Here is a 16,024-nt window from a genome sequence, read left to right on the forward strand (position 1 = left end):
GCCCTTAGGCCGCATCGCGCTTGGCGTCGTTGCGGTAGTTTTCCACAGCCTCGATCAGCGCCTGGAGAATCGCCGCACTGTCGCCAATCACCGACAGGTCAGCACGCTTGATCATGTCGCAGCCCGGGTCCATGTTGATTGCCACCACCTTGTCGCAGGCACCGATTCCCTGCAGGTGCTGGATCGCCCCGGAGATACCCACAGCCAGGTAAACCCGCGCCGTCACCCAGGTCCCGGTAGCGCCAACCTGGCGGTTACGCGGCATGAAGCCGTCGTCCACCGCCACCCGCGAGGCGCCTTCGGTTGCGCCCAGGGCGACGGTGGCGCGGTGGAACAGGGCCCAGTCCTTGACGCCATTGCCGCCCGAGACGATGAACTCGGCCTCGGCCATGGCGATGGCTGCCGGGTCAACAGCTACAGGACCGAGGTCTTCAATGCGCGACAAGCTGCGCGCTGCGCTTGTGGATAACTGCACCGGCAAGGCTTCGTGGCGGGTTTCACTGACCGGCTCTGCGCATTCGGCAGCCGCCAGGATCAACCGAGGCAGGCCGCGGATCAGGTCCTGCTGGCCAGCACCGGCGCGGCCGCTGCATTGCCCGTCCTTGGCCTGCCAGACCCTGGTCGCCGGGCGTTCGCCAACGGCTGCAGCAAAGCGCCGGCCCAACTCACCGCCCCCCGTACGGCTGTCTGGAAGCAGCCAATGACGAGGGTTGTACTGGTTATCCACAGCGCGCAGGCCCTGCACCAGTTGCTCTGGTGCATACCCTGCGAACTCCTCGCCTTCTATCACCAGCAGGCGATCGACGCCGGCTGTGGAAAAGTTGTTTTCCTTGTGTTCGCCAAACACCACCGCCAGCACCGCACCGTCGCTGCCGGCAAGGCCCCGGGCCAGGCCCAGCAAGTCACGGTCGTGACTGCCCAGGCGGCCACCGACCATATCCGGGACCACGGCAATGTAGAACGCTGGCTGCAACACCTGGTGCAGCGGCAATTGCACCGCAGCAGCAGCCGTGCGCTTGCTGCTGCCGCCCTGCTGGGCGCCACTGCGATCGATGCGCTTGATGCCGTTGGGGCCAATGAAGCCAACCCCGTGGGGGTTCTTGCGAATGATGCCGTTGGGCCCCATCCAGCTGTGTTGCTGGCCCTGCTGCATGGCCGCGTGCAACGGGTGCAGGCGGTTGCGGGCGATCCACTCGGCGCGCGGATCACGGCGAATAATGTCGCTCATCAGTGCACCTCCGCAGGTTCACGCTTTGCCGGGGCGGGTTTGCTCGCCGGGGCCTGTTCTTCGAGAATGGCGTCGGCGACCAGCTCCGCCAGGTCCTTGATCAACGGACGCGGCTCGACCACGCCTTCGAGCATCGCCGTGCACTGTGGACAACCCACGGCCACCAGCTCGGCAGCGGTTTCGCGGATGTCGTCCATGCGCATGTCGGGGATACGTTGCTTGCCGGGAATGTCGGTAATCGGCGCACCGCCACCGCCGCCACAGCAGCGCGAGCGAAAGCCCGAGCGCTGCATCTCCCTGACCTCGATGCCGAGGGCGCGCAACACCTCGCGCGGCGCCTCATACTCACCGTTGTAGCGGCCCAGGTAGCACGGGTCGTGATAGGTCACGCTGCCGCCCTTGTGCTGGCCAAGGTTGAGCGCACCTGCGCCAATCAGCTCGGCGATATAAGTGCTGTGGTGCTGCACCAGGTAGTCGCCGCCGAAAGCGCCGTATTCGTTCTTGAGTACGTGGAAGCTGTGCGGATCACAGGTGACAATGCGCTTGAAGCTGTACTTGGCCAAGGTCTGGATATTGCGCCTGGCCAGTTGCTGGAAGGTCGCTTCATCACCCAGGCGCCTAGCCACATCGCCGCTGTCGCGCTCTTCCAGGCCGAGCACGGCGAAGTCCACCTGCGCGGCCTTGAGCACTTTGACGAAGGCCCTTAGGGTGCGCTGGTTGCGCATATCGAAGGCACCGTCGCCAACCCAGAACAGCACCTCGGCGCTCTTGATGTCGCCAAGCAAATTGAGGTTGAGGTCCGCCGCCCAGTTCATCCGCCCGCCCGGGGCGAAGCCGCCGGGGTTGTCGGTGGCGATCAGGTTGTCCAGAACCTCGGCCCCCTTGTTCGGCGTCGCGCCTTTTTCCAGGGTCAGGTGTCTGCGCATGTCGACGATAGCGTCGACGTGCTCGATCATCATCGGGCATTCCTCGACACAGGCGCGGCAGGTGGTGCACGACCACAGCGTCTCGGCATCCACCAGGCCGTTGACGATCGGCTGGTGCGGGTTACCGCCGTGTTCACCAATCGGCTTGCCAGGGTACGGGCTACCGGCAAACTTGGCATCGGTGCCGCCAGCCAGGCCGACGACCATGTCCTGGATGAGTTTTTTCGGGTTCAGCGGCTGGCCGGCGGCAAACGCCGGGCACGCGGCCTCGCACTTTCCGCACTGCACGCAGGCATCGAAACCGAGCAACTGGTTCCAGGTGAAGTCCTTGGGTTTTTCCACGCCCAGCAGCGCTTGCGGGTCTTCCAGGTCGATCGGCTTGAGCCCGGTCGAACGGCCACCGCCGAAGCGCTCGGCGCGTCGGTGCCAGGCCAGGTGCAGGGCACCGGCGAAGGCGTGCTTCATCGGCCCTCCCCAGGTCATGCCGAAGAACAGCTCGGACACGCCCCACAGCACACCAACCCCCAGCAACGCTACCAGCAGCCAGCCACCGAAGCCCTCCGGCAGAATCCCGGCCACCGGCAAGGTGGCGATGAAGAAGCTTGCGGCAAACACCAGCAGGCTTTTCGGCAGACGCATCCACGGGCCTTTCGACAACCGTGCTGGCGGGTTGAGCCGGCGTTTGTAGACGAACAGTGCACCGGCAAACATCAGCACAGTGGCGAACAGCAAGGCAAACCCAAGAATCCTGTTATGCAGGCCAAAGCCATGCACCAGGATCGCCAGCACCGCAGCCAGGACAAAGCCGCCAGCCGTGGCCACGTGGGTATTGGCCATGTACTTGTCGCGGGCGACCACGTGATGCAGGTCGACCATGTAGCGCCGTGGCATGGCCAGCAGGCCGCCGAGCAGGTCGACCTTCGACGGCCGGCCCTGGCGCCACATCCGCACGCGCCGCAGCGCGCCGAAGGCGGCAAGGCCCAGGGCGGCGAACAGGAGGATGGGGATAAGGGTGTTCAACATGGGAAGCTCCCAAAAGACACTTCAGGTCTTGAAAAGGGATGTGTCTGTGGGAGCTGGCTTGCCAGCGATGCAGGCGCCGCGCATTAACTGGCGCCGCATCGATCCCATCGCTGGCAAGCCAGCTCCCACAGGGGTATTGCCGAGCCTTCAGGCTTGCCGGTCGATCAGAAATCCTTGCACAGGCGCAAGGCGTCATAGATGGCAGCATGGGTATTGCGCTGCGCCACGCAGTCACCGATGCGATACAGCAGATAGCCTTCGCCCGGCTGGCTGAGGATCGGCTGCGGCTTGATCGCGAACAGGGCTTCGATATCGATCTGGCCCTTGTTGCGCGAACCTTCCTTGAGCCCGTAGTAGAGCGCCTCGTCCGGCCGCACGCCGTTCTCGATCACCACCTGGTCGACCACCCGCTCTTCTTTGGCGCCGGTGTATTCGTTCTCCAGCACCGCCACCAGCTTGTCGCCCTCGCGGTAGACCTTTTCCAGCATCAGATCGCCAGTCATGATCACTTCCTTGGGGTACATGCTGCGGTAGTAGGTCGGGAACGACGTGCCACCAATGGCCACGCCCGGCTTGATGTCATCAGTGACGATCTCGACCTGGCTGCCCTTGTCGGCAATGTAGTCGGCCACCGACATGCCGGTGAATTCACAAATGGTGTCGTACACCAGCACGTTCTTGCCTGGCGCTACCTTGCCGTCGAGCACATCCCAACTGCTGACCACCAGCCCTTCGGCGGCGCCCCAGTGTTCGTTCTGCTCGATAAACGGATGGCCGCCCACCGCAAGCACGATCACATCCGGGCGCAAGTCCTGGATGGCGTCGATGTCGGCGGCAGTGCCCAGGCGCAGGTCGACCTTCAGGCGTGCCAGCTCCAGTTGGTACCAGCGGGTGATACCGGCGATCTGGTCGCGTTGCGGCGCCTTGGCGGCAATGCTGATCTGCCCGCCGATGGCGTCCTTCTTCTCGAACAGGGTGACGTCATGGCCACGTTCGGCCGCCACCCGCGCAGCCTCCATCCCTGCAGGCCCGGCGCCGACCACCACGACCTTGCGCTTGGGCCCGGTGCTTTTCTCGATGATATGCGGCACGCCCATGTATTCGCGGGAGGTTGCGGCGTTCTGGATGCACAGCACGTCCAGGCCTTGGTACTGGCGGTCGATGCAGTAGTTGGCACCGACGCACTGCTTGATCTGATCGATCTGGCCCATCTTGATCTTGGCGATCAGGTGCGGGTCGGCGATGTGCGCACGGGTCATGCCGACCATGTCGACATAGCCACCTTCAAGAATACGCGTGGCCTGGTTGGGGTCCTTGATGTTCTGCGCGTGCAGTACCGGGACCTTGACCACCTCCTTGATGCCGGCCGCCAGGTGCAGGAACGGCTCGGGCGGGAAGCTCATGTTGGGGATAACGTTGGCCAGGGTGTTGTGGGTGTCACAACCCGAACCAATCACGCCGAAGAAATCCAGCATGCCGGTGGCATCGTAGTACTTGGCGATTTCCTTCATGTCCTCGTGGCTGAGGCCATCGGGATGGAATTCGTCACCGCAGATACGCATGCCCACGCAAAAATCCGGGCCAACCTCGGCACGCACGGCCTTTAGCACTTCCAGGCCGAACTTCATGCGGCCCTCAAAGGTGCCGCCCCATTCGTCGGTACGCTTGTTGACCCGCGGGCTCCAGAACTGGTCGATCATGTGCTGGTGCACGGCTGACAGTTCAACGCCGTCCAGGCCACCTTCCTTGGCCCGGCGCGCGGCTTGCGCGTAGTTGCCGATCACCCGCCAGATTTCTTCCGGCTCGATGGTCTTGCAGGTGGCACGGTGCACCGGCTCACGTACCCCGGACGGCGACATCAGGGTCGGCCAGTTGAAGCCATCCCAGCGTGAGCGGCGGCCCATGTGGGTAATCTGGATCATGATCTTGGCGCCATGCTTGTGCATGGCATCGGCCAGGTTCTGAAAGTGCGGAATGATGCGGTCGGTCGACAGGTTCACCGAAGCCCACCACTCCTGCGGGCTGTCGATGGCCACCACCGAGGAGCCACCGCAGATGGCCAGGCCGATGCCGCCCTTGGCTTTCTCTTCGTAGTACTTCACATAGCGCTCGGTGGTCATGCCGCCGTCGGTGGCGTAGACCTCGGCGTGCGCAGTGCTCAGTACCCGGTTGCGGATGGTCAGTTTGCCGATCTGGATCGGCTGGAACATTGCTTCGAAAGCCATGGCGGGATCCTCGACTTACAACGGCTTGACGATGAACAGACCGTCGTCGTGGCCTTCTTCTGAGCCGCCGTAGACCTGCTCGGCGACCGTACGAATGCTGCTGCCATGGGCCGCCAGGATCTGGTCCATGGCCCCGGCGAACCAGCCGGTGAACATGTAGTCGACCTTGCGCCCAACCTTGCCGTAGACATAGACGAATGCGGAGTGCTCGAGCTTGACGCTGGCAGTGCCCTTGTCCAGGTCGATGTCCTGGATCTTGAACAGCCCCCAGCCGCGCTGGGACAGGCGCTTCATGTAGTGTTCGAACACCGCCACGCCTTCCAGGCCGTGGCATTCGGCTTCTTTCTCGCACCAGTGCCAGGCGGACTTGTAGCCAGCCTTGTAGAGGATTTCGGCATAGGCGTCGGCGCCCAGCACTTCCTCGATACCCATGTGGTTGTTGACGAAGAAATGCCGTGGCACGTAGAGCATTGGCAGGGCATCGCTGGTCCAGACACCGGTTTCGCTGTCGACTTCGATAGGCAATTGCGGGGCGATCTTGGCCATGGAAACTGAACTCCAGAAATTTTGGTTGGCTGCCCCTGCGCCGATGACAGGGGTCGGAAGACGGTGGCTGGCGGCTTATTCGCCCCAGACATCCTTGAGCACGTTCACCCAGTTTTCACCCATGATCTTGCGCACCACGCGTTCGCTGTGGCCGCGCTTTAGCAGGGTCTCGGTGAGGTTGGGGAACTCGCCCACGGTGCGGATGCCCAGCGGGTTGATGATCTTGCCGAAGCTGGTCAGGCGCCGGGCGTAGCCCTTGTCGTGGGTCAGGTACTCGAAGAAGTCCTGGCCATGGCCCTGGGTGAAGTCGGTACCGATACCGATGGCGTCCTCACCTACGATGTTCATGGTGTATTCGATGGCTTCGGCATAGTCATCGATGGTCGAGTCGATGCCCTTGGCCAGAAACGGCGCGAACATGGTCACGCCGACGAAACCGCCGTGATCGGCAATGAACTTGAGCTCTTCGTCGGACTTGTTGCGCGGGTGCTCTTTGAGCCCGGAGGGCAGGCAGTGGGAGTAGCACACCGGCTTTTTCGATTCGAGGATGACTTCTTCGCTGGTTTTCGAACCGACATGGGACAGGTCACACATGACCCCGACGCGGTTCATCTCGGCAACGATCTCGCGACCAAAGCCCGACAACCCGCCGTCACGCTCGTAGCAACCGGTGCCGACCAGGTTCTGGGTGTTGTAGCACATCTGCACGATGCCAACGCCCAACTGCTTGAACACCTCGACATAGCCAATCTGGTCTTCAAAGGCATGGGCATTCTGGAAGCCGAAGAGAATACCGGTCTTGCCCACTTCCTTGGCCTTGCGGATGTCGGCGGTGGTGCGCACCGGCATCACCAGGTCGCTGTTCTCGCGAATCAGCTTCTGGCTGGCGGCAATGTTGTTGACCGTTGCCTGGAAGCCTTCCCAGACCGACACCGTGCAGTTGGCCGCAGTCAGGCCGCCCTTGCGCATGTCCTCGAACAGTTCACGGTTCCATTTGGCAATGATCAGCCCGTCGATAACGATGCTGTCGGCGTGTAATTCGGCTGGGCTCATCAGGCTGTCCCCTTTATTGGTGAAACCTGCGCCGAATCGTCTGCCGGCGCTTTGGGGCCAGCATATGCCTAGGGGCAATGTCGCCCAGATGCAAAAACGACAGGGGAATTGCCGAAAGCGTCAAAGGCCGACAAAGGGACACCACAGCAGCAGCTACCCTGTTCATTGCTGCGGCGCTGAGCGAGAATCGGCGCCCATGTTCGCGCAAGCTTTGGGAGGATGTCGCAGATGAGAACGATGGTAGGGCTGGCCCTGGTATTGCTGGCATTCGGCGCCCATGCCGAAGACGACGAAAGCACCCCGTGCGACAACGTCGAAACCGACCAGCAGACCTATGAATGCGCTCAGTACAGCCGCACCACCGCTGAACGTGAACTCAGTGTCGCTTTCGATGACCTGCTGCAGCGCATTGGCGAGCAGTACGATGGCCAACCAGCCAAGGTCGCCGAGCTGAGCAAGCGCCTGCGTGACGCCGAGGCCATCTGGAAGCAACTGCGTGACGCCGACTGCAAGGTCGAAACCTTTGACGAAAAGCCTAGCAAGGCCTTTGACGCGGCATTGAACACCTGCATTGCCCAACGTAGCGACGATCGCTCTGAATACCTGCAGTCCCTTGGCCTGCAAAACTCCGATTGAGACCAGCATGAAAATCTGCGGAATTGAAATCAAGGGCAGCGAAGCGCTGCTCGCCGTTGCCACGCTTGACGGTGCCAGCCCTGTGCATCTGGCCCTGCCCCTGAAAAAACTCGGTCTGGACGATGACGAGCAGGCAGACAACGTCAAAGCCTTTGCCAACCAGGCCCGGCAATTTGTCGCTGAGCATGGCATCAGCCTGCTGGCGATCAAGAAACGCAGCAAGAAAGGCGACTTCGCTGGCGGCCCGACGACTTTCAAGATCGAAGGCGTACTGCAGTTGCTGGACAATTGCGCGGTGGAGCTGGTTTCACCACAGACCGTCAGCGCCCAGGCCAAAAAGCACAACCTTGAACTGCCCGCTTCGTTGAACAAGTACCAGCACGAAGCCTACAAGACCGCCTGCGCCCTACTGCTCAACCGCCGCTGACAGCGACCTTGCGGTCTTCTCGCGGGCAACGCGCAAAGCGCGCGCGGTAGCAGCGGGTAAAGTAGGACGAAGACTCGAAGCCGCAGGCGATGCTCACCTCCAGCACGCTCAGGTCGGTCTGGCGCAGCAGTTGCCGAGCCTTGTCCAGGCGCAGGCGCAGGTAGAAACCGCTGGGCGTGTCGTGCAGGTACAGGCGAAACAGCCGTTCCAGCTGGCGTCGGGTCACCTGCACCGCCTGCGCCAGCACCAGAGTGTTGAGCGGTTGTTCGGTGTTGCGCTCCATCTCGCCAATCACTTGCACCAGTTTCTTGTTGCTGATCCCGTAGCGTGTGGCGATCTGCATGCGCTGGTGATCCTGGCGCGGGCGGATGCGCCCGAGCACGAACTGCTCCGACACCTGGATGGCCAGGTCCGGGCCATGGGCCTGGGCGATCAGGTCGAGCATCAGGTCAATCGAGGCGGTGCCGCCCGCCGAGGTGATACGTCGGCGATCGACCTCGAACAGTTCCTGGGTTGCCTGCAACTGTGGGTAGTTTTCCTTGAAGGCTTCCAGCGCCTCCCAGTGCAGGGTCACCCGGTGCCCCTCGAGCAGGCCGGCTTCGGCCAGCACCACAGTGCCGGTATCGATACCGCCCAATACCACGCCTTCGTGATCGAGCTTGCGCAGCCAATGCTGCAAGGCCGGGCCGAAGCTGCGCAGCGGCTCGAAACCGGCCACCACCAGCAAGGTTGCGCCCTTGCCCAGGGGTTGCAGCGCAGCGTCGGCATTGACCGACATGCCATTGCTGGCTTGCACCGCACCGCCATCCATACTCAGCACCTGCCAGCGGTACAGCTCACCGCGAAAGCGGTTGGCCACCCGCAGTGGCTCTATCGCGGAAATAAAGCCGATGGCGGAGAAGCCAGGCAACAGCAAGAAATGAAAATCCTGGGGCATAGCGACAACTCGACGGCCACCGATGCTGGGTTAATAGCGCGCTGGTCGCCACTGTGCAAGTGCCGGTCGCCACTGTGCGACTTTTGCCCAGGGCACCCGCGTAGTTTGATCACACGGCACGCAGAGGCCGCCCCCTATAACAATTAGAACTGCCGTTAGAGGAGCCACCATGAACAGATTGATCAGTCGTAGCCTGCTCACGCTCGTCGGTACCGCAATCCTCAGCTCCAACGTGATGGCCGCAGAACCGGCCGCCTGCAAGAACGTGCGCCTTGGCGTGGTGAACTGGACCGATGTGATGGCCACCAGCGCCATGACCCAGGTCCTGCTCGATGGCCTGGGTTACAAGACCAAGCAGACCAGTGCCTCGCAACAGATCATTTTCGCCGGCATCCGCGACCAGCGCCTGGACATGTTCCTCGGTTACTGGAACCCGATCATGACCCAAACCATCACCCCGTTCATCGACGCCAAGCAGGTCAAGGTCCTCGACCAGCCCAGCCTCGATGATGCCCGCGCGACCCTCGCGGTGCCCAAGTACCTGGCCGACAAGGGCCTGAAGACCTTTGCCGACATCGCCAAATTCGAGAAAGAGCTGGGCGGCAAGATCTACGGCATCGAACCAGGCTCCGGTGCCAACACCCAGATCAAGGCGATGATCAGCACGAACCAGTTCGGCCTGGGCAAGTTCCAGCTGGTCGAGTCCAGCGAAGCCGGCATGCTCGCCGCCGTCGACCGCGCGGTACGGCGCAACGAGGCGGTGGTGTTCTTCGGCTGGGCGCCGCACCCGATGAACGTCAACATCGACATGGCCTACCTTAGCGGCAGCGAAGGCGCCCTGGGCCCGGACGAAGGCCGTGCCACGGTGTGGACCGTCACTGCCCCGGACTATGCCCAGCGTTGCCCGAACGTCCACCAGTTGCTGACCAACCTGACCTTCAGCGCCGAGGACGAGAGCCGCATGATGCAACCGCTGCTCGAGCATAAAGACGCCCTCGAATCTGCCCGCCAGTGGCTCAAGGATCACCCGCAAGACCAGAAGCGCTGGCTTGAAGGGGTGACCACTTTTGACGGCAAGCCGGCCGCCGACAATCTGCAACTGACTGCCAACTGACAGCCCCTGTGGGAGCGGGCTTGCCCCGCGATGGCCCCAACTCGCCCGAAGGAAACCGCACATGAACCACGACGTCATCATCACCTGCGCCCTGACCGGCGCCGGCGACACCGCCAGCAAGAGCCACCTGGTCCCGGTCACCCCGAAACAGATTGCCGAAGCCGCGGTAGAGGCCGCCAAAGCCGGAGCAACAGTCGTCCACTGTCACGTCCGCGACCCGCAAACCGGCCGCTTCAGCCGCGACGTCGCGTTGTACCGCGAAGTCATGGAGCGCATTCGCGAGTCGGACGTCGACATCATCGTCAACCTTACCGCCGGCATGGGCGGCGACCTGGAGATCGGCCCGGGCGAAACCCCGCTGGAGTTCGGCGCCGGTACCGACCTGATCGGCCCGCTGGAGCGCCTGGCCCATGTCGAGGCCTTGCTGCCGGAAATCTGCACCCTGGACTGCGGCACCCTCAACTTTGGCGACGGCAACAGCATCTACGTGTCGACCCCGGCGCAACTGCGCGCAGGCGCCAAGCGCATCACCGAACTGGGCGTCAAAGCCGAGCTGGAAATCTTCGACACCGGCCACCTGTGGTTCGCCAAGCAGATGATCAAGGAAGGCCTGCTCGACGATCCGCTGTTCCAGCTGTGCCTGGGCATTCCCTGGGGCGCCCCGGCCGACACCACGACCATGAAAGCCATGGTCGACAACCTGCCGGCAGGCGTGACCTGGGCCGGCTTCGGCATCGGCCGCATGCAGATGCCAATGGCCGCGCAAGCGGTGCTGCTGGGCGGCAACGTGCGGGTTGGCCTGGAAGACAACCTGTACCTGGACAAAGGCGTGCTGGCCAGCAACGGCCAACTGGTGGAGCGCGCCAGCGAGATTCTCAGCCGCCTTGGAGCACGGGTGCTCAGCCCTGCCGAAGGCCGCGCCAAAATGAACCTGACCCGTCGCTGATTGCTGGAGAAACCGATGAGCTTTATCACCGAGATCAAGACCTTTGCAGCCTTGGGCAGCGGCGTAATCGGCAGCGGCTGGGTGGCCCGCGCCCTGGCCCATGGCCTGGACGTAATCGCCTGGGACCCGGCCCCCGGCGCCGAAGAAGCCCTAAGAAAGCGTATCGCCAACGCCTGGCCAGCCCTGGAGCAACAAGGCCTGGCCGCCGGCGCCTCACAGGACCGGCTGCGCTTTGTCGCGACCATCGAGGAATGCGTGCGCGATGCCGATTTCATCCAGGAAAGCGCTCCCGAACGCCTGGAGCTCAAGCTTGAGCTGCACAGCAAGATCAGCGCCGCGGCCAAGCCCAACGCGCTGATCGGTTCCAGCACCTCGGGGCTGTTGCCCAGCGAGTTCTACGAGTCTTCGACCCACCCCGAGCGCTGCGTTGTCGGCCACCCGTTCAACCCGGTGTACCTGCTACCTCTGGTGGAGATCGTCGGCGGCAACAAGACCGCGCCTGAGGCCATCGAAGCGGCAAAAACCGTCTACACCCGCCTTGGCATGCGCCCACTGCATGTGCGCAAGGAAGTGCCCGGCTTTATCGCCGACCGCCTGCTCGAAGCGCTCTGGCGCGAGGCCCTGCACCTGGTCAACGACGGTGTGGCAACGACCGGCGAGATCGATGATGCGATTCGTTTTGGCGCCGGCCTGCGCTGGTCGTTCATGGGTACCTTCCTCACCTATACCCTGGCCGGTGGCGATGCCGGCATGCGCCACTTCATGGCCCAGTTCGGCCCGGCGCTGCAACTGCCCTGGACCTACCTGCCAGCCCCGCAACTGACCGACGGCCTGATCGATGCCGTGGTCGAGGGCACCCGCGAACAGCTGGGCGAACGCAGCATCAGCGCGCTGGAGCGCTATCGTGATGAATGCCTGCTGGCGGTGCTGGATGCGGTAAAAACCACCAAGGCCAAGCACGGCATGGTTTTCAGCGACTGACAGGAGCGCCGCGATGCCCGCATTGATCACCTACCAGACCCCGGTCCAGGCGGACTGGGTCGACTACAACGGGCATCTGCGCGATGCCTTCTACTTGCTGATTTTCAGCTATGCCACCGACGCCTTGATGGACCGCATAGGCCTGGACAGCGACAACCGCAGCACCAGCGGCAATTCACTGTTCACCCTGGAGTGTCACCTGAACTACCTGCACGAAGTGAAGCTCGACACCCAGGTCTGGGTGCAGACCCAGATCATCGGCTTTGACCGCAAGCGCCTGCACCTGTACCACAGCCTGCACCGCGAGGGGTTCGACGAGGCGTTGGCGGCCAGTGAACAGATGCTGCTGCATGTGGAGCTGGCGGGGCCGAGGTCGGCACCGTTCGCGCCCGCCGTGGTGGAGCGCTTGCAGGGGATGGTCGATGAACAGGTGGACCTGCCGGCGGCCGAGTTTGTTGGCCGGGTGATTGGATTGCCAACATAAGATCGTTATCGCGGGGCAAGCCCACAGCCCTACTCTGTCGATTTGCCCGAAAACGACCTGCTCTTAGGTAAAGCAGCCATTGCGACATTCTGTCCTTGCCGCAGTGCGGCAGTGCCCACAGAATCGACTGACGATCACACCTGCAAACAAGGACAACAACCATGATGCATGCGGATTTGATTGATCAAGACGACCTGCTGGGGCAACTGCGCGCCCTGGGTTTCGAAATGCCGGCCGGAGCCAGTGCCGAGCAGGCCTGCGAGTATGCGGTACGAGGCTTGAGCGAGCCGCGGGCCAAGGCCTTGAAGGGCATGGTCGAGCAGATGTACACCGGCAACGCGACCATTCTGCCGGCGGTGCGCCAGGCTATCGAACAGCAGCTGTTGCCGGCGCTGGCGCAATTTCAGAATCGCTAGAAGCATCGCGGGGCAAGCCCGCTCCCACAGGTTTAGGTGATCTCTGTGGGAGCGGGCTTGCCCCGCGATAAATCCACCCCGCCCTACAGCCTTACACTGGCAAAGGTCGACTCGTTGCGCGCCTGGCTCAAGGCCGACATCGGCCCGGCCAGCGGCGACAGCACCAGGGCCTGTGGAATCGGCATCATCGCCACCTGCTGGGCGGTATTGGAACCCACACGCTCGTCACGCGGCGGAATGCCGAAGTACTCGCGGTAGCACTTGGAGAAATGCGGCGTCGACACGAAGCCGCACACCGAGGCCACTTCGATGATCGACATCGGCGTCTGCTTGAGCAGTTGCCGGGCGCGGATCAGGCGCAGCTTCAGGTAATAACGCGACGGCGAGCAGTGCAGGTACTTCTGGAACAGGCGCTCAAGCTGGCGCCGCGACACCGATACATAGACAGCCAGCTCGTCCAGGTCGATCGGCTCTTCCAGGTTCGCTTCCATCAGCGCAACGATTTCCTGCAGTTTGGGCTGGTTGGTGCCAAGCATGTGCTTGAGCGGTACACGCTGGTGATCCTGTTCGTTGCGGATGCGTTCGTAGACGAACATCTCGGAGATCGCCGCCGACAGCTCGCGGCCATGATCACGGCTGATCAGGTGCAGCATCATGTCCAGCGGCGCGGTGCCGCCGGAGCTGGTGAAACGGTTGCGATCGAGGGTGAACAAACGGGTGCTCATGCTCACCCGCGGGAAGGCTTCCTGCATGGACGCCAGGCATTCCCAGTGCACGCTGCAATCAAAGCCGTCGAGCAGGCCGGCGCAGGCCAGGGCCCAACTACCGGTGCACACCGCACCCAGGCGACGGGACTGGCGCGCCTGGCTTTGCAGCCAGGTGACGTGCTCGCGGGTCACGGTGCGTTGAATACCAATACCGCCGCAGACAATCACGGTGTCCATGGCCGGTGCTTTGTGCATGGCCGCATCGGGGGTGATCTGCAAGCCGTCGCTGGCCCAGACCTGACCGCCATCCACACTCAGGGTACTCCAGCGGTACAGCTCGCGACCGGACAGCTGGTTGGCCATGCGCAGCGGCTCAACTGCAGAGGCGAGGGAAATCAGCGTGAAATTGTCCAGCAGCAGAAAGCCGATGGATTGAGGTGTGCGGTTCTGGGTTGGGGTCCCGGAGTTGTACGACGTCATCGCGGTATCTCCTCACACAATGCAGGTTGTGCCTCAGGCAGGCACGGGCTTTTTTGTCACGGCCCCAATTCGGATGCAGGGGCTTTGCCAATCACAACGCAAATGCCATGCCGGAAATTGAATGACCATTCAATAAAACCCAAAAACGACGTCGCGCCGCGTCTATATGGCCCTTGTTCCAATACCCGGTTATAAACGCAAACGACCGGCCTAATGCCGGTCTGTAGGACGCGTGAGCAATTCGGTAGCACTTGTGTGAAGGATGCCCAGAAGCGACAGCGGCAACTGTCACCCAAGGCGCCAGGCCCGGGGGTAACAGCCGATTATTCAAGGCCGAATCGACCCGCGCGCCAAAAGGCAGCGCACAGCGCTAAGGTGAACGAAAACGGCGCAGGCCGCTTCGTCGATTCAACATTCGATGGCGCTGACCGCAAGGCCCCCGCGCGAGGTTTCCTTGTACTTGTCGTGCATGTCGGCGCCGGTATCACGCATGGTGCGAATGACCCGATCCAGGGAGATGAAGTGTTCGCCATCGCCACGCAAGGCCATCTGCGCGGCGTTGATGGCCTTGACCGCCGCTATCGCATTGCGCTCGATACACGGCACCTGCACCAGCCCACCGACCGGGTCGCAAGTCAGCCCCAGGTTGTGTTCAAGACCGATCTCGGCGGCGTTTTCCAGTTGCCCCGGGGTCGCCCCGAGCACTTCGGCAAGGCCGGCCGCTGCCATGGCGCACGCCGAACCGACCTCCCCCTGGCAACCGACTTCGGCACCAGAGATCGAAGCGTTCTTCTTGCACAGGATGCCCACCGCCGCCGCACCGAGGAAGAAGTCGACGACGTTGGCCTCACTGACTTCGTCGCTGAAGCGCATGTAGTAGTGCAGCACTGCCGGAATGATCCCCGCCGCGCCATTGGTGGGCGCGGTGACCATGCGCCCGCCAGCGGCATTCTCTTCGTTGACCGCCAATGCATAGAGGTTGACCCACTCCATGGCGCTCAGGGTCGAGCCGATCACATTGGGCTTGCCCAACTCCTGCAGGCTGCGGTGCAGCTTAGCCGCGCGGCGTTTCACATTGAGCCCGCCGGGCAGGATGCCTTCGTACTTGAGACCGTTTTCAACACAGTCCTGCATGGCGCGCCACAACTTCAACAGGCCCGCACGAATTTCCGCTTCGCTGCGCCAGACCTTCTCGTTTTCCATCATCAATTGCGACACACGCAGGTCGTTTTGCTTGCACAGCTCCAGCAGTTGCACTGCGCTGTCGAAGTCGTAGGGCAACACGGTGTTGTCCGCGTCAAGCACGCCGCTTGCAGCCTGGGCCGCGTCGACAACGAAGCCGCCACCCACCGAGTAATAGGTATCGCGGTGCAGCTCGCCAGCAGCGCCTTCGGCAATCAGGGTCATGGCGTTGGGGTGGTACGGCAGGTTCTCGTCAAGCAGCAGCATGTCGCGGGCCCAGACGAAGCCGACTGGCAGCCGGCCATCGAGCAGCAAGGTGTCTGTTTCGCGCAGGGCAGCGATGCGCGGGCCGATCTGCGCCGGGTCGATGGCGTCCGGCCACTCGCCCATCAGGCCCATGATTACCGCGTTGTCGCTGCCATGGCCGATACCGGTGGCCGATAGCGAGCCGTACAGGCGTACTTCAACACGCCGCACCTGCGCAAGCTCGCCGCGCAGGCTCAGGCCCTGGACGAATAAGGCCGCCGCGCGCATGGGCCCGACGGTATGGGAACTGGATGGGCCAACGCCGATCTTGAACAGGTCGAACACACTGATGGCCATGCCATCTACCTCCTGAGTAGGCGGCCCCGCAGCTCAAGCCAAGGGCGCCGCAACTGCTACGCTAAATAGGCGGCAATCCGCCGATTCCGCGCATCATCAGGCTTTTGTCA

15 protein-coding genes are annotated in these 16,024 nt (G+C 62.8%); 7 read left to right on the plus strand and 8 right to left on the minus strand.

Annotated elements, in window-relative coordinates; translation table 11 throughout:
- Nucleotides 1-4 precede the first annotated feature (4 nt).
- The 5 genes from etfA to M5G17_RS01065 form a co-directional block, all read right to left on the minus strand.
- On the minus strand, nucleotides 5-1,228 hold the full coding sequence (gene etfA, locus M5G17_RS01045) for an electron transfer flavoprotein subunit alpha (protein ID WP_273891184.1): 1,224 nt from the start codon (nucleotides 1,226-1,228) through the stop codon (nucleotides 5-7).
- Nucleotides 1,228-3,177: a dimethylglycine demethylation protein DgcB gene (dgcB, locus tag M5G17_RS01050; protein WP_273891185.1), complete on the minus strand. Its 1,950-nt coding sequence runs from the start codon at nucleotides 3,175-3,177 to the stop codon at nucleotides 1,228-1,230. The genes etfA and dgcB overlap by 1 nt, the downstream gene beginning before the upstream one ends.
- Before the next feature lie 164 nt (nucleotides 3,178-3,341).
- A complete protein-coding gene (gene dgcA / locus M5G17_RS01055; protein ID WP_273891186.1) occupies nucleotides 3,342-5,402 on the minus strand; it encodes a dimethylglycine demethylation protein DgcA in 2,061 nt (686 codons plus the stop codon).
- Between the two features lie 15 nt (nucleotides 5,403-5,417).
- Nucleotides 5,418-5,948, minus strand: a complete 531-nt coding sequence (locus M5G17_RS01060) for a DUF5943 domain-containing protein (protein WP_273891187.1) — start codon at nucleotides 5,946-5,948, stop codon at nucleotides 5,418-5,420.
- Between the two features lie 75 nt (nucleotides 5,949-6,023).
- Complete coding sequence (locus M5G17_RS01065; RefSeq protein WP_056853892.1) at nucleotides 6,024-7,001, minus strand: dipeptidase; 978 nt, start codon at nucleotides 6,999-7,001, stop codon at nucleotides 6,024-6,026.
- A 228-nt stretch (nucleotides 7,002-7,229) separates the two neighbouring features.
- Here M5G17_RS01065 and M5G17_RS01070 point away from each other — a divergent pair, with 228 nt between their 5' ends.
- Together M5G17_RS01070 and M5G17_RS01075 are read left to right on the plus strand one after the other, a co-directional pair.
- Complete coding sequence (locus M5G17_RS01070) at nucleotides 7,230-7,637, plus strand: lysozyme inhibitor LprI family protein (RefSeq protein ID WP_273891188.1); 408 nt, start codon at nucleotides 7,230-7,232, stop codon at nucleotides 7,635-7,637.
- 7 nt (nucleotides 7,638-7,644) lie between these two features.
- Nucleotides 7,645-8,064, plus strand: a complete 420-nt coding sequence (locus M5G17_RS01075; RefSeq protein WP_273891189.1) for a DUF3010 family protein — start codon at nucleotides 7,645-7,647, stop codon at nucleotides 8,062-8,064.
- Here M5G17_RS01075 and M5G17_RS01080 read toward each other — a convergent pair.
- A complete protein-coding gene (locus M5G17_RS01080; RefSeq protein ID WP_273891190.1) occupies nucleotides 8,051-9,001 on the minus strand; it encodes a GlxA family transcriptional regulator in 951 nt (316 codons plus the stop codon). The two genes, M5G17_RS01075 and M5G17_RS01080, sit on opposite strands and share 14 nt — an antisense overlap.
- Before the next feature lie 169 nt (nucleotides 9,002-9,170).
- Between M5G17_RS01080 and choX the strand changes: the two genes are divergently transcribed.
- The 5 genes from choX to M5G17_RS01105 all read left to right on the plus strand — a co-directional run bounded on the left by choX (nucleotide 9,171) and on the right by M5G17_RS01105 (nucleotide 12,942).
- On the plus strand, nucleotides 9,171-10,115 hold the full coding sequence (gene choX, locus M5G17_RS01085; protein ID WP_273891191.1) for a choline ABC transporter substrate-binding protein: 945 nt from the start codon (nucleotides 9,171-9,173) through the stop codon (nucleotides 10,113-10,115).
- Between the two features lie 61 nt (nucleotides 10,116-10,176).
- Nucleotides 10,177-11,061: a 3-dehydrocarnitine:acetyl-CoA trimethylamine transferase CdhC gene (gene cdhC / locus M5G17_RS01090; RefSeq protein WP_273891192.1), complete on the plus strand. Its 885-nt coding sequence runs from the start codon at nucleotides 10,177-10,179 to the stop codon at nucleotides 11,059-11,061.
- Between the two features lie 15 nt (nucleotides 11,062-11,076).
- Nucleotides 11,077-12,042, plus strand: coding sequence for an L-carnitine dehydrogenase (locus M5G17_RS01095; RefSeq protein ID WP_273891193.1), 966 nt, complete (start codon nucleotides 11,077-11,079; stop codon nucleotides 12,040-12,042).
- Between the two features lie 13 nt (nucleotides 12,043-12,055).
- The gene (locus M5G17_RS01100) at nucleotides 12,056-12,526 is read left to right on the plus strand and encodes a thioesterase family protein (RefSeq protein WP_273891194.1); all 471 of its coding nucleotides are present in this window, start codon (nucleotides 12,056-12,058) and stop codon (nucleotides 12,524-12,526) included.
- Between the two features lie 161 nt (nucleotides 12,527-12,687).
- Complete coding sequence (locus M5G17_RS01105; RefSeq protein WP_273891195.1) at nucleotides 12,688-12,942, plus strand: hypothetical protein; 255 nt, start codon at nucleotides 12,688-12,690, stop codon at nucleotides 12,940-12,942.
- Between the two features lie 83 nt (nucleotides 12,943-13,025).
- On the opposite strand, the gene gbdR is transcribed toward M5G17_RS01105, so the two are convergent.
- Nucleotides 13,026-14,129 (minus strand): choline metabolism transcriptional regulator GbdR, encoded by a 1,104-nt coding sequence (gene gbdR / locus M5G17_RS01110; RefSeq protein WP_130266677.1) that lies wholly within the window; start codon nucleotides 14,127-14,129, stop codon nucleotides 13,026-13,028.
- 408 nt (nucleotides 14,130-14,537) lie between these two features.
- Nucleotides 14,538-15,914, minus strand: coding sequence for an L-serine ammonia-lyase (locus tag M5G17_RS01115; protein ID WP_273891196.1), 1,377 nt, complete (start codon nucleotides 15,912-15,914; stop codon nucleotides 14,538-14,540).
- Between the last annotated feature and the right edge of the window lie 110 nt (nucleotides 15,915-16,024).

This window comes from Pseudomonas rubra, from assembly GCF_028656935.1.
In the GTDB taxonomy this organism is placed as follows: Bacteria; Pseudomonadota; Gammaproteobacteria; order Pseudomonadales; family Pseudomonadaceae; genus Aquipseudomonas; species Aquipseudomonas rubra.

What these genes read in the sequence shown, in the direction of transcription:
- dgcA (WP_273891186.1), bottom strand. Translation starts at nt 5,402, where the DNA reads ATGGCTTTCGAAGCAATGTTCCAGCCGATCCAGATCGGCAAACTGACC.
- M5G17_RS01060 (WP_273891187.1), bottom strand. Translation starts at nt 5,948, where the DNA reads ATGGCCAAGATCGCCCCGCAATTGCCTATCGAAGTCGACAGCGAAACC.
- M5G17_RS01075 (WP_273891189.1), top strand. Translation starts at nt 7,645, where the DNA reads ATGAAAATCTGCGGAATTGAAATCAAGGGCAGCGAAGCGCTGCTCGCC.
- M5G17_RS01070 (WP_273891188.1), top strand. Translation starts at nt 7,230, where the DNA reads ATGAGAACGATGGTAGGGCTGGCCCTGGTATTGCTGGCATTCGGCGCC.
- M5G17_RS01105 (WP_273891195.1), top strand. Translation starts at nt 12,688, where the DNA reads ATGATGCATGCGGATTTGATTGATCAAGACGACCTGCTGGGGCAACTG.
- M5G17_RS01065 (WP_056853892.1), bottom strand. Translation starts at nt 7,001, where the DNA reads ATGAGCCCAGCCGAATTACACGCCGACAGCATCGTTATCGACGGGCTG.
- M5G17_RS01095 (WP_273891193.1), top strand. Translation starts at nt 11,077, where the DNA reads ATGAGCTTTATCACCGAGATCAAGACCTTTGCAGCCTTGGGCAGCGGC.
- gbdR (WP_130266677.1), bottom strand. Translation starts at nt 14,129, where the DNA reads ATGACGTCGTACAACTCCGGGACCCCAACCCAGAACCGCACACCTCAA.
- etfA (WP_273891184.1), bottom strand. Translation starts at nt 1,228, where the DNA reads ATGAGCGACATTATTCGCCGTGATCCGCGCGCCGAGTGGATCGCCCGC.
- cdhC (WP_273891192.1), top strand. Translation starts at nt 10,177, where the DNA reads ATGAACCACGACGTCATCATCACCTGCGCCCTGACCGGCGCCGGCGAC.
- M5G17_RS01115 (WP_273891196.1), bottom strand. Translation starts at nt 15,914, where the DNA reads ATGGCCATCAGTGTGTTCGACCTGTTCAAGATCGGCGTTGGCCCATCC.
- M5G17_RS01080 (WP_273891190.1), bottom strand. Translation starts at nt 9,001, where the DNA reads ATGCCCCAGGATTTTCATTTCTTGCTGTTGCCTGGCTTCTCCGCCATC.
- M5G17_RS01100 (WP_273891194.1), top strand. Translation starts at nt 12,056, where the DNA reads ATGCCCGCATTGATCACCTACCAGACCCCGGTCCAGGCGGACTGGGTC.
- dgcB (WP_273891185.1), bottom strand. Translation starts at nt 3,177, where the DNA reads ATGTTGAACACCCTTATCCCCATCCTCCTGTTCGCCGCCCTGGGCCTT.
- choX (WP_273891191.1), top strand. Translation starts at nt 9,171, where the DNA reads ATGAACAGATTGATCAGTCGTAGCCTGCTCACGCTCGTCGGTACCGCA.